The organism is Streptomyces sp. NPDC059828 (genome assembly GCF_042731955.1).
Taxonomy (GTDB): domain Bacteria; phylum Actinomycetota; class Actinomycetes; order Streptomycetales; family Streptomycetaceae; genus Streptomyces.
Genome location: NZ_JBHWIW010000027.1, coordinates 25,045 through 37,683, shown reverse-complemented (window position 1 = coordinate 37,683; position 12,639 = coordinate 25,045). Strand labels below are relative to the sequence as shown.

At 71.2% G+C, this 12,639-nt stretch carries 8 protein-coding genes; 4 read left to right on the top strand and 4 right to left on the bottom strand.

Annotated elements, in window-relative coordinates:
• Positions 1 to 135 precede the first annotated feature (135 nt).
• Positions 136 to 1,080, top strand: a complete 945-nt coding sequence (locus ACFV6V_RS17990) for a MerR family transcriptional regulator (protein ID WP_385565748.1) — start codon at positions 136 to 138, stop codon at positions 1,078 to 1,080.
• 37 nt (positions 1,081 to 1,117) lie between these two features.
• On the opposite strand, the gene glgX is transcribed toward ACFV6V_RS17990, so the two are convergent.
• Together glgX and ACFV6V_RS17980 are read right to left on the bottom strand one after the other, a co-directional pair.
• The gene (glgX, locus tag ACFV6V_RS17985) at positions 1,118 to 3,268 is read right to left on the bottom strand and encodes a glycogen debranching protein GlgX (protein ID WP_385565745.1); all 2,151 of its coding nucleotides are present in this window, start codon (positions 3,266 to 3,268) and stop codon (positions 1,118 to 1,120) included.
• Between the two features lie 298 nt (positions 3,269 to 3,566).
• Positions 3,567 to 4,529 (bottom strand): MurR/RpiR family transcriptional regulator, encoded by a 963-nt coding sequence (locus ACFV6V_RS17980; protein ID WP_385565743.1) that lies wholly within the window; start codon positions 4,527 to 4,529, stop codon positions 3,567 to 3,569.
• A gap of 256 nt (positions 4,530 to 4,785) precedes the next feature.
• On the opposite strand from ACFV6V_RS17980, the gene ACFV6V_RS17975 reads away from it, so the two are divergent.
• Positions 4,786 to 6,867 carry a SpoIIE family protein phosphatase gene (locus ACFV6V_RS17975; RefSeq protein ID WP_385565741.1) on the top strand — a complete coding sequence of 694 codons (2,082 nt, stop codon included), beginning with the start codon at positions 4,786 to 4,788 and terminating at the stop codon, positions 6,865 to 6,867.
• Positions 6,868 to 6,991: 124 nt separating this feature from the next.
• On the opposite strand, the gene ACFV6V_RS17970 is transcribed toward ACFV6V_RS17975, so the two are convergent.
• Positions 6,992 to 7,447, bottom strand: coding sequence for an SPW repeat protein (locus ACFV6V_RS17970; RefSeq protein ID WP_385565738.1), 456 nt, complete (start codon positions 7,445 to 7,447; stop codon positions 6,992 to 6,994).
• A gap of 106 nt (positions 7,448 to 7,553) precedes the next feature.
• Positions 7,554 to 8,465 carry a DMT family transporter gene (locus tag ACFV6V_RS17965; RefSeq protein WP_385565735.1) on the bottom strand — a complete coding sequence of 304 codons (912 nt, stop codon included), beginning with the start codon at positions 8,463 to 8,465 and terminating at the stop codon, positions 7,554 to 7,556.
• Between the two features lie 277 nt (positions 8,466 to 8,742).
• Here ACFV6V_RS17965 and ACFV6V_RS17960 point away from each other — a divergent pair, with 277 nt between their 5' ends.
• Positions 8,743 to 10,938 (top strand): FUSC family protein, encoded by a 2,196-nt coding sequence (locus ACFV6V_RS17960; RefSeq protein WP_385565733.1) that lies wholly within the window; start codon positions 8,743 to 8,745, stop codon positions 10,936 to 10,938.
• Between the two features lie 188 nt (positions 10,939 to 11,126).
• Positions 11,127 to 12,542 (top strand): PP2C family protein-serine/threonine phosphatase, encoded by a 1,416-nt coding sequence (locus tag ACFV6V_RS17955; protein ID WP_385565730.1) that lies wholly within the window; start codon positions 11,127 to 11,129, stop codon positions 12,540 to 12,542.
• The last annotated feature ends 97 nt before the right edge of the window (positions 12,543 to 12,639 follow it).

Sequence of the window (12,639 nt, the reverse complement as noted above, 5' to 3'; positions counted from 1 at the left end):
CCCGAGCCACCCCCTCCCCCGTGCACCGGCTGGACCAAGCCCCCGTTTGTCAGCCGGTTTTGCCGGGCCGCGGAGGTGGTGCGGCCTGGCACTCCGTACGCTAAAACCTCCCGTGCACTGGAGGTTCAAGGGGTTGTGAAGCGAATCACATGGTCCATCGGGGAGCTGGCGCGTCACACCGGTCTTTCGGTGAAGACGATCCGGTACTACTCCGACATCGGACTGCTGCCCATGGGCGAGCGCAGCAGCGGCGGCCATCGCCGCTACGCGCCGGAGGCTCTCGAGCAACTGCGACTGGTCCAGCGGCTACGCGCCCTGGACACACCGATCGCCACCGTCGTCGAGGTGGCCACCGGCGAGCGCAGCATCGGTGACCTGGTCACAGATGAACTCAACCTGGTGCAACGGAGGTTGACGGAGCTGCGCTGGCGCGAGGCCACGTTGAAGGCACTTGACGACTGCTCAGGATCAGAGCGACTGCGACGCCTTGAGGTGCTGGCCCGCGTACAGCAGCTGCCGGAGGCCCATGACCATCTCATCCGCTCCTGGGAGCGGACGATCCCGTCGTCCATACCCACCCGGCTGGTCGACACCATCACCGCGCAGGCCGTGCCGGATCCGCCCGCCGACCCGACCGCGGAGGCCGTGCTCGCCTACGCCGAGCTGCACTCACTGACCGCGCACCCGCAGTTCCCGCTGTACTGGGAGTGCCCGAACGTGCACGACAAGGCCTCGCTGTACGCGGAGTTGCTCGACGCGTCCGATCTGGCCGACTCGCTGGTCGCCGAGGGGGTGCCGCCCCAGGCCGGTGCGGCGCTCGACCACTTCTCGGGCGCCTGCGCGCGTTCCCGGTACGAGGAGGACACACCGGGCTTCCGGGCCTTCATGGGAGCTCAACTGCACAGCACGATCCCGCTGTTCCAGCGCTACTGGCAGCATGTCGCCACACTGTCCGGGAATGCGGGGCCCAACCTGGGGCTCACACACTGCTGGCTGGTCGAGGCGCTCGCCGCTTCGCCTGGGGCCCTTTCCGGTCAGACCGCGACGGCGGCAGGCACCGAGCCGGACGCGGCACCCTAGGCTCCGTCCGAGCCTGAGGTGCCGCGGTACGGGAGGGTTACGCGCCCGGGTCGGCGACGCCGGGCCGGCGAACGGCTCCGGACCTGGTACGCAGCAGGATGAGTGTGCTGCGCGCCTCGACCGTGACCCGGGCGCCGGCCTTGATCTCCGTCTCGTCGGTGTCGTCGGCCGGCGCCCCGGTGTCCACCTCGACGGACCAGCTCTCGCCGTGCGTGTGGTCCGGTACCCGGAAGCCGACCGGCTCGTGATGGCTGTTGAGCAGGATGAGGAAGGTGTCGTCGGTCACCGGCTCGCCGAAGGCGTCCGGTTCCGTGATGGCGTCGCCGTTGAGGAACACCCCCACGGCACGGGAGTCCGGCCGCGCCCAGTCCTCCTCCCGCATCTCCTCGCCGTCCGGGCGCAGCCACAGCAGGTCGGCGATGCCGTTGCCGTCGTTCCCACCGTGGAAATAGCGCCGTCGACGCAGGACGGGATGGGCGGCTCGCAGCCGCAACAGGCGCTGGGTGAAGCGCAGCAGTTCCCGCCGCTCCCCGTCCAGCTCCCAGTCGACCCAGGACAGCGGGCTGTCCTGGCAGTAGGCGTTGTTGTTGCCCTGCTGGCTGCGGCCCAGCTCATCGCCGTGGGCCAGCATCGGCACACCCTGGGAGACCAGCAGGGTGGTCAGCAGATTGCGCTGCTGTCGTGCCCGCAGTTCGCGTACGGACACGTCGTCGGTGGGGCCCTCGGCGCCGCAGTTCCATGAACGGTTGTGGCTTTCGCCGTCGTTGCCGCCCTCGCCGTTGGCTTCGTTGTGCTTCTCGTCGTACGAGACCAGGTCGCGCAGCGTGAAACCGTCGTGCGCGGTGACGAAGTTGACGCTCGCCCGGGGTCTGCGGCGTCCGTCCTGGTAGAGGTCTGCCGAGCCCGTGAGCCGGGAGGCGAACTCGGCGAGGGACGACGGCTCGCCACGCCAGAAGTCCCTGACCGCGTCACGGTAGCGCCCGTTCCATTCCGACCACAGAGGCGGGAAGTTGCCCACCTGGTAGCCGCCCTCGCCGAGGTCCCACGGCTCGGCGATCAGCTTCACCCTGCTGATCACCGGGTCCTGCTGGACCAGGTCGAAGAAGGCGGAGAGCCGGTCGACCTCGTGGAACTGGCGGGCGAGGGTGGCCGCGAGATCGAAGCGGAAGCCGTCCACGTGCATCTCGGTGACCCAGTAGCGCAACGAGTCCATGATGAGCTGCAGGACGTTGGGGTGCCGCATCAGCAGGCTGTTGCCGGTGCCGGTGGTGTCGTAGTAGTGGCGGCGGTCGCCGTCCACCAGCCGGTAGTAGGCGGTGTTGTCGATGCCCTTGAAGGACAGCGTCGGACCCCGGTCGTTGCCTTCGGCGGTGTGGTTGTAGACGACGTCGAGGATGACCTCGATTCCGGCCTCGTGGAGGGCTTTGACCATGCTCTTGAACTCGGTCACCTGCTGACCACGGCTGCCGGTGGAGGCGTAGGCGTTGTGCGGGGCGAAGAAGCCGATGGTGTTGTAGCCCCAGTAGTTGGACAGTGCGCGCTGCCGCAGGTGCCCGTCCTGGACGAACTGGTGCACGGGCATCAGCTCGATCGCCGTCACGCCCAGGCCGGTGAGGTGCTCGATGACCGCCGGGTGCCCGATTCCCGCGTAGGTACCGCGGATGGCTTCGGGCAGTTCGGGGTGGGTCCGGGTGAGGCCCTTGACGTGGGCCTCGTAGATGACGGACTCGTGGTAGGGACGGCTGGGCGGGCGGTCGTTGCCCCAGTCGAAGAAGGCATTCGTGACCACGGACAGCGGCGTGTGGCCGAGGTTGTCGCTGTTGTCGGGCTCGTCGGGGCGGTCGTGCCGGTGGCCGGACAGCGAGGGATGCCCGTCGATCTGGCCGTCGACGGCCTTGGCGTAGGGGTCGAGGAGGAGCTTGGCGGGGTTGCAGCGGTGGCCGTCGGCGGGCCGGAAGGGCCCGTACACCCGGAAGCCGTAGCGCCGGCCCGGCTCCACGCGCGGCAGGTAGGCGTGCCAGACGAAGCCGTCGACTTCGGTCAGTGCGACACGTTCCTCTTCGGCGCCGTCGTCATCGATCAGACAGAGCTCGACCTTCTCGGCCACTTCCGAGAACAGGGCGAAATTGGTGCCGGTGCCGTCATAGGTGGCGCCGAGGGGACAGGGACGACCGGGGCGAGTCTTCACCTCGGTGACCGTAGCCCGTTTCCCGCCGGGGGCGGCTCACCGCCTCAGCGTGTCATCGAGGGGATACCGCGAGCTGTACGGCCCGGCGGCCCGGCCCAGGGGTTGACCGGGGCCACCGGGTCGGGGCACTCCGAGGGGAGCGGAGTACCCGAAACAGAACACCATGGGTCCGACGAGGAGGAGTGCCGTCCGGGTGCCAAGGACAGTAAATAAATATACTGCCAAGTAAGCAAGCGTATGAAAAATTTCATGCTGCTGGGTGGCTGAAAACACCCATGCCCCGGCACGTCCCGACCGGTCAGTACTCGAGGAAGAAGTCGTGCTGCTCCGCGGCCTGCTCGTACTGCTCAAGCCGCGTTTGCGTGCGCTCGGGGTCGGCGTCCGCCATGGCCTGGAGCACGGCAGCGGACAGCACACCCGGCGCCGCGTACGAATCGAAAACAAGGCGTGATCCAGTTGCCGCGGTGAGGGTCACATCGGCCTCGTCGACCAGCGGCCCCAGCGTGAGATCGGTGATCAGGGCGACACGCAACCCCGTCCGGCGGGCCGCCCGCACCGCCGCCAGGGTCTCCTTCGCGTGCCTCGGCATGGCGAAGGCGAGCACCCAGGTGCCGCCCGCCTCCCGGGACTGGAGCAGCGCGTCGTAGGCCACGCTGCCGCCACGCGAGACCAGGCGCACATCAGGATGGATGCGTCTGGCGGCGTACGCGAAGTACTCGGCGAGAGAGACCGAGATACGCAGCCCCAGGATCGTCAAGGGCACCGATTGGGCCAGTGCGCGACCCAGGGCCAGCACCTGGTCGGTGTCGGCGAGGACGCGGCGCAGGCTCTCCAGATTGGCGATCTCGGCGTCCACTGCCGCCTGGAGCTCATTGCTGCGGTGTTCCTCGCCCGTGTCCTGGGCACCGGCCACGGCACTCAGGGCGATCGGCTGGAGGGCCTCGCGGAGCGCGGGATAGCCGCTGAAGCCCAGCGAGGACGCGAAGCGGGTGACCGAGGGCTGGCTCACGCCCACGCGCTCCGCCAGATCCGTGATGGACAGGAAAGCGGCCTCGGTCAGATGGTCGGTGATGTACTGCGCGATACGACGCTGCCCCGGAGACAGGCGGTGACCGCCGAACAGCGCACGGACCTTGTCCGCCGGCGAGAGGTCCGCGTCCGGGGTCTGCCGTCCCGGTGTGATCGCGGAGGCCTGTGCCCGCGCCTGCTGCTGCCCTGATGGCACCGTGTGCCTCCTTCTTGTCCCATTCGTGCTCAACATAGCGCTCCCGGCCCTGGCCTGGGGCGGGCGACCGAAGGTGATCGCGGCGCAGGCGATGGGTCACGAGGGGCGTTCCGATGGGCACATGGGGCGATCAGTGTGTATGCGGAGGCCGATCAGGGGAATTCTCCCAGGATCACGGCCCTGTCCCGATCCGCCCGCGGGGGGTGCGTGTCCATGGTCGCGGGGGGAATATGGAACGCGCGCGGCCAGGGGACGGTCGAGGACGCCGTGACGGCGGGAGGAGCTGCTTGGCATGGGTGGCACGGAGGCGTACTCCGACGGCCCGGCTCCGGTCGGCCAGGTGGAGTTCGGCCCTGCCCCGCCCGGGGGCCTGCTGGACGTGCTGCGGATGGCGGCGATCGTGCTCGACGCCGAAGGCCGGGTCGCCCTGTGGAGCCCGCAGGCCGAGCAGCTGCTGGGCTACGCCCCGGAGGAGGCACTGGGCCAGTACGCCGCCCGGCTGCTGGTCTCCGACGAGCACGTGGACCTCGTGGTGCATCTGTTCGCCCAGGTCATGGGCAGTGGCGAGAGCTGGGCGGGGGTCTTCCCGATACGGCACAAGGACGGCGGCATCCGCTACCTGGAGATGCGCAACATGCGCCTCCAGGACGTGCACGGCGGCTATTACGCCCTCGGCCTGGCCACCGAGCAGTCGACCCTGCGCCGTGTCGAACGGGACCTCGCGCTGTCCGTGCGGCTGGTGGACCAGTCCCCCATCGGGCTCGCCGTGCTGGACGCCGACCTGCGCTATGTCGCCGCCAACACCGCGCTGGAGCGGATCAACGGCATCCCCGCCGCCGAGCAGATCGGCCGCCCGGCCGGCGAGACCCTGCCGTTCCGGGACGACGGCACCATCGAGATCTCGATGCGCAAGGTCCTGGACACCGGTACGCCGGTGCTGGACCGGCAGGTCGTCGGGCGTACGCCGGCCGAGCCCGGCACCGAGCGGGCCTGGTCGATCTCCCTGTACCGGCTGGAGGACCCCGGAGGGCGGATTCTCGGCCTGGCCGCTTCGGTCGTGGACGTCACGGACCGGCACCACGCCGCCAAGGTCGCCGAGCGGGCCAGACGGCGGCTGACGATGGTGGCCGACGCCGCGGTGCGCGTCGGTACCACGCTGGACCTCCGGCAGACGGCTCGGGAACTGGCCGATATCGCGGTCCCGGAGCTCGCCGACATAGCGGCCGTGGATGTCCTGGACTCAGCCGTCGAAGGCCGCCGTGAGGAGATTCCGGCAGGTGGCCGGGCGGTGATACGCGCACTCGCCGTCACCGCGGCGGAACCCACCCCCGCGCTCCAGGCGGCCGACCAGCCCGGCGAGCTGGCCCGGTACGACGCCGCCCGCCTGGTGACGAGGTGTGTGCGGACGGGCACCCCGGTGGTCATCCCCCACGTGGGCGAGGACGACCTGATCAGCATCGCGCGCGATGCCGAGGCGGCCGTGCTGCTCGCCGAGGCGGGAGTGCACTCGTACCTGGCGGTGCCGTTGATCGCCCGAGGTGAGGTGCTCGGGGCGCTCGACCTCAAGAGGTTCCGCAACCAGGTGCCCTTCGACTCGGACGATGTCCTGCTCGCCTCCGAGCTGGCCGCCCGGGCGGCCGTGTGCATCGACAACGCACGCTGGTACCAGCAGCAGCGCAACACCGCGCTGACGCTCCAGCGCAGTCTGCTGCCCCAGCAGCCGCCACCGGTGACCGGGCTGGAGGTCGCCTCGCGCTACCAGCCCGCCGGTGCCGCGGGCGAGGTCGGCGGCGATTGGTACGACATCCTGCCGCTCAGCGGTGACCGGACCGCGCTGGTGGTGGGGGATGTGATGGGCAGCGGGATCAACGCCGCCACCGCGATGGGCCAGTTGCGCACGGCCACCCGCACCCTGGCCGCCCTCGATCTCGACCCGGCGCAGGTGCTGCGGCATCTCGACGACATCACCATCGGGCTCGGGTCGTACATCGCCACCTGTCTCTACGCGCTCCACGACCCGCACCAGGGGCACTGCACCATCGCGACCGCGGGGCACCTGCCCCCGGTGCTGGTCCGGCCCGAAGGCCCGCCGCAGCTGCTCGAACTGCCCACCGGCGCACCGCTGGGCGTGGGCGGGGTCCCGTTCCGCGCCGTCACCGTGGATGTCGCCCCGGGAGACCGGCTCGTGCTCTACACGGACGGGCTGGTGGAGACCCGCGACGAGGACATCGACGTCCGGCTCGAGGTGCTGCTCGGGCTGCTCGACGGGCCACGCATGGGCCTTGAGGAGACCTGCGACCGGCTGCTCGAGTCGCTGCGCGCCGGGACCGGCCAGGACGACGTGGCGCTGCTGATCGCACACGTGCGGGAGTGACGGGGCCGACCGGAGGACCGGTGTGACGGGCTCTTGGACCGCGGGCCAGGGGACGGACCGCGGCCCAAGAGGTCTTGTGTCAGCGCTGTTCAGCCGGAGCTGAGCCAGCGGGAGGGACGCTGCGTCAGCGCATCGATCCCAGACCGGAGCGGCGGGCGCCGGTCGCCCCGCCGCCGCTCATGGCGGCCATGGCCAGGCCGAGGCAGAGTGCCAGGACGCCGACGATGACGTTGTTGACGATCGTGCGCGTGGTGGCGACGCCTCCGGCGACGACCCACGGGCTGATGATCGTCCATGCCCCGATCACGATGGCGCACCAGGCCATGGCGTGCGTCCGCTCGTAGGCCGTGCCGACACCGCTCATGCACAGGACATAGGCGACGCCGGTGATCAGGTTGGTGACGGCCAGCGTGGTAAGGCCGTTGAAGCCCGCTATCCACGGCGATGCGGCGAGATACAGGCCGGTCAGCAGGGCCAGTGTCTCTATCGCCTGGGCGCGAGGAGTGGAGGTCGCGCGTTCGAAGCGGGCGCGCATCTCGGCAAGGTCGGGGTGTTGCTCGATGCTCGGATGGGTGGTCATGGGGGCTGCCTCCTTTGGAAGCCTGGCGTGACCCTTTCACCGCAATGAAACGCTTTTTGTGCTGATTTGGTCAACTTTGGCGACCGACGGATTCCGTAAGCGGCGCTCACGGCGGTGGCTGTGCGGCCGGTGCGGGTACCCCGCCGGTGTCGTCAGGGGCCACCAGGGACTGGGTGAGCGGGATCCGCGCGAGCGTGACGGCCCCCAGCCCGATCAGCGCGAAACCGAGCAGCTGCGGCAGCAGCCACCAGCCGGAGCGGACATGCTCCTCGTAGACCACGACACCGAGGGCCAGGCTCACCATCGCGTCGCCAAGGGTGATCGCGGGCTGGGAGGCGACCAACGGGCCCGCCTGCATGGCGTTCTGGAGCAGGAAGAGCGCCCCGGCCCCGGCCGCCGCGAAGCCGTATGTCTGCCAGGCGGTGAAGAACGCCACGGCCCCCTGGTCGTCCAGGATGTGGGTGGCCTCCTTCATCAGGGCCGCGGTCAGGGCGAAGGAGATGGCGGTGGCGGTCCCCAGACAGGCCGCCCGCACCCGGCCCTCCGGGCGTCGTAGCGCCACCGCGGAGAGCACGACCACCGCCCCCACGCACCCGATGAGGGCGGGCAGCCAGCGGTCCAGCGGTACATGGGTGCGGTTGCCCGTGGGCGCGAGTGCGGCAAGGGCCACGCCCAGGCCCACCACGACACAGACCACGGCGATCCAGCCGCCGCGGGCGAGATGGCGGCGCATCAGCAGCGAGGCCACGATCAGTGTGAGCGGCAGTTCGAGCACGAAGAGGGGCTGGACCACCGTCAGCGGCCCGGTGTTGAGGGCCAGCGCCTGGCAGACGCCCGCGACGATGACGGCGATGATCCCGGCAAGCCACACGGGCCGCCGCAGCAGATCGAGCATCAGCCCCGCGCGGAAGCCCTGGGAGCTCGGCACACTCGTCGCGGCCTTGCGCTGGAGCACGGTGGCGATGGCGTTGCTGAGCGCCGCGGCGAGCGCGAACACCACCGGGACGAGCAAGTACACCGTACGACCTCCTGACCGCCTGCCTCAGCCCCCGGAGCCCGACCCTGCTGCACCATGGTCGCCCCGGCCCCCGCTCCCCGCGATCCGGGCTCGCCCGGCCGCGTGCACTCCGGCCGCGTGACGGTCCTGCCGGGCTGCGGGGGCGATGGCCCCGTCCCACAATGGGATCCGTCCCGGTCACGGCGCCCGGGACGGCGCCGTCGGCTGAGAGGAACGTGCGCATGCGCGCTGAGTCGTCATCGGCCGCGAGGACGGAGGCCTTCGGCGAGGCCCCGCGGTGACCGGCAAGAGCAAGGCGGAGCGGACCGAGATCGTGCACCGCGCGATCCGGGTCACCGTCGCCACCAGCATCGGCTTCTACATCTTCCTGTACGCGCTCCGCCAGCCCGAGATGGCGCTGTACGCGCTCTTCGCGCCCATCGCCCTCGGCGGCCTCTCCCCCATCCCGGGATCCGGGCACCAGCGATCCGTCGCGATGCTCAAGGCCCTGCCCGTGGCGCTGCTGCTGGTCACCTTGGGCACGCTGCTGGCGGTACGGACCTGGGCCGCGGTGCTGGGGATGCTGGTCGTCGGCTTCTGCCTGGCCTTCTCGGCGGTGGCGGGCCCGCTCCCGGCCGGTGCCGCCCCGGGACTCCAGCTCTTCTACATCCTGGCCTGTTTCCCGCCCTACGCCCCGGACACGCTTCTGCTCCGGCTGGTCGGTCTGACCGTGGGCGTGCTGCTGCTCGCCGCCTTCGAGATCTTCCTGCTCCCCGCGCCCGCGCCGCCCAGTTACCGGACCCGGCTGGCGGACGCGCTCGACCTCGCGGCCGCCGCCGCCCGCGAGCCGGGGTCCGTACCGCCCGAGCGGCTCCGCGCGACGGGCCAGGAACTGCGGTTGTCCAAGCTGCCGCCAGCCGAGCGGCCCGTCGGGCCCTGGCGCAGGGACCGGGGCATGTCCCAAGGCGGCAACGCGGTACGCCGCCTGCTCGACCAGCTCGCCCGGTACGAGGAAACGAGCCTCACTCCGGTATCGGGGCCGGGGCGGGACCCGACCCCATGTGCACAGGGCAGCGGTCAGTCCGCGAGCGCCAGGGAGCTCGCGCGCACCTCCTGCGACACGCTGCTCGGCCGGGTCGCCGGGCTCTGCGCCACGACCGCGACGGCCCTGCGCGAGAACCGTCCACCCGCGCTGCCCAGCGTGCTCGAGGACGCCATGACCGACTTCCAGTCGCTGCGGATCGGACAGGCGATCGGTCCACCCGACGGCGTACCGCCCGTGCCCCTGCTGCGGCGGCAGGCCCTGGTACTGGGGATTGCGGAGTCGGCGCGGATCGTGGAAACCGCCATCCGGGTGGGGCTCGAGGGGCACCGGACTGGTCCGATCCCGCCGCAGGAGCTGTTCTGGTACGCGGACATGAGCGCCCCGCGCCTGTGGGCGAGGCGGCTGCTCGGGAACATGAACCTGCACTCGGTGATGTTCCAGAACGCGGTGCGCATCGCCCTCGGCCTCGGCGCCGCACGGCTGGTGGCGGGATCACTCGATCTGGCGCACGGGTTCTGGGTGCTGCTCGCCGTGCTGACGCTGGGGCGGACCACCGCGGGGGAGACCTGGTCCGCGGTCCGCCAGGCGCTCGCCGGGAACCTCGTGGGCGCGGTGGCGGCCGGGGCACTGCTCGTGGGCTTCGGCCAGCACTCCCCTGTGTACGCGGCGGCGCTCGTGCCCGGGATGCTCGCCGCCTTCGCGCTGGGGCCGCTGCTCGGGATCGCCTGGGCACAGGCACTCTTCACCCTGGTCGTGGCGTGTGCGTTCGCCCAGATCGCCCCCGCCTCCTGGCAGCTCGCCGAGGAACGGGTCATCGACATCCTCACGGGCAGTGCGGTCGGACTCCTGTGCGGGCTGATCGCCTGGCCCGCCGGTGCCAGACGTGAGGTGCGCCGGACCATGGCCGCCCTGCTGCGGTCCTTCCACCCCCTGGTCACGGGCACCGTCGAGGTGCTCCTGGCCGGCCCGCCCGGCTCGAAGGCGCCGCCTTCGACGCTGCCCGCCCTGCACCGGCTGCGGCTCGCGGAGACCGCGTACGCCCAGTTCCGCAGCGAGCCACCCCAGTCCTCGGGGCCCTACGCCGACTGGCACGGCGTGCTGATCGCCACGGAACACGTGCTCCTCGGCGCCCTGTGGCTGCCCAGGATCGATCTGCCGGTGGTGAAGGTCCCGTACGAGGCGGCGAGCTGGGCGCGGGACACCGCGGCCCGGTTGAGCGAGACCTGCGACCATCTCGCCGAGCTCGCCGCCGACGACAACGCCCTGCCGCGCACCACGGACACCACCCGGGTCCCCGCGCCGACGGACGGCCGTCCGCTGCCCATGCTCATCGACCTCGAGGTCTGGCTGAACGGCCTCCTGGCGCAGCTCTCCCGTATCGAGCCCACCGTCGAGGCCTCCATGCGTCCCCGGCGGGGCCACGGCGAAGAGGGCCGTATTGCGGTCTGATCAAACGTGTCGACGCCGGTGGCCGGCCGTAGGACCATCGCTCGGTCCGGGTGAGATCATGGACACCCGTTCGAGGCTCGTTTGGCGCCCAGGAACGGGCTGAACAGCGTGTTTCCGTCAGGTGGTGCGAGCGGTGAAGCCGTGGAGCAAGCTGGGGTCACCGCCCCGCGAGGGGAGGAGGTGATCGTGTGGCAGCCGATCGCGGTGACTGGCTCCAGAGCCGTCGCGGGCGCCGCACGTCCGAGGCCGAGGACCCCGGAACCCGGGGTCACGATGACGCGGCCGGGACCTCCCCACGCGGGCTGCACGAAGAGCTGAGGCTGACGCGGACCCGCCTCGCGGCAGCCGATGACGCCGTCGACCGGATCGGGACCTCGCTCGACGAATCGGTCACCTGCCGGGAGTTGGCGGAATTCCTGAGCCCCAGGCTCGCGGACGCGGCAGCGGTGGACGTCTTTCCTGCCCCGGCCCGCCGGCGCGCGCTGCGCGGACCGGCCGTCCCGGCCAGGATGCACAGGGCAGCGGTCGCGGGGCCCAAGGACCTGTTCGGGGCGGATGACCGCTTCTCCGGCGCGGTCGCCGCGCGCGCCGTCGCCTCCGGTCTGCCCACCACCGAGCGCGCGGCCGATGACGACACCGCTGTGCTGGCGGTGCCGCTCGTCGTACCAGGCGGCACCGGAAGCACCGCCAGCGCGGTCGACGCGGGCGATGCCAAAGGCGCGAAAGGCCAGGTCATGGGAGTTGCGCTGCTGGCCCGTCCACACACCGGATTCAGCCGGAACGACGTCCTCATAGCCCGCCACGCCGTACGGCTCGCGGCCGTCGGCATCGCGCACGCCAGGCAGTTCGCGGCGGAGCAGGACACCACGGTCGAGTTGCAGCGCGCGCTGCTGACCGAGCCGGGCAAGCCGCACCCCAACCTCGAGCTCGCGACCCGCTACCTACCGGTCGGCACCAGCAATCTGGTGGGCGGCGACTGGTTCGAGACAGTGCGCCTCCACTACGGGCGGACGCTGCTCGTCATGGGAGACGTGATGGGCCACGGCGTCGAGGCGGCCGTGGAGATGAACACGTACCGCGCGATGCTGCGCGATGTCGCCGCCGCCGATCTGCCGCCGCACCGGGTGCTGCGCCAGCTCGACCTCGCCATCGCCGACACCAGCGCCCGTCCCGCGACCTGTCTACTGGCCCGGGTCGACCCGGCGCGGGGGCTCGCCAGCTTCTCCAGCGCGGGGCATCTCCCGCCCGTGGTGTTCACCGACGCGGGGACCGCCGAGGTGATCGACGTACCCGTCGGGCCGCCGCTCGGTACCGGCCTCGGAGGCTATGAGCTGGTCACCCGCTCGCTCACGGCCGACGACACGCTGCTGCTGTACACGGACGGGCTGGTCGAACGGCGTGGCGAGGACATCGACGAGTCCCTGGCCCGACTGACCCGGGTGCGCGTACCCTGCCGTACTCCCGTGCAGGACATGGCCGACGCGGTGGTCAGGGAGCTGGGCGCGGACGACGCCGAGGACGATGTGGCACTGCTGGCAGCCCGTATCCGCCCGCGCCGTCCCGCTCCTGGCGAGGAGCGGCCGGCAGCGGAGCCGCCCGGGTAGCGCCTCCCGCTCAGGCCCTGTCCTCCCGCTCAGGCCCTGTCCGGGCTGAGGAGCCCGGCCGTACTCCGCACGCGGCTGTGCGAGCCGGCCGGCGAGC

What these genes read in the sequence shown, in the direction of transcription:
- ACFV6V_RS17975 (WP_385565741.1), top strand. Translation starts at nt 4,786, where the DNA reads ATGGGTGGCACGGAGGCGTACTCCGACGGCCCGGCTCCGGTCGGCCAG.
- ACFV6V_RS17970 (WP_385565738.1), bottom strand. Translation starts at nt 7,447, where the DNA reads ATGACCACCCATCCGAGCATCGAGCAACACCCCGACCTTGCCGAGATG.
- ACFV6V_RS17980 (WP_385565743.1), bottom strand. Translation starts at nt 4,529, where the DNA reads ATGTTGAGCACGAATGGGACAAGAAGGAGGCACACGGTGCCATCAGGG.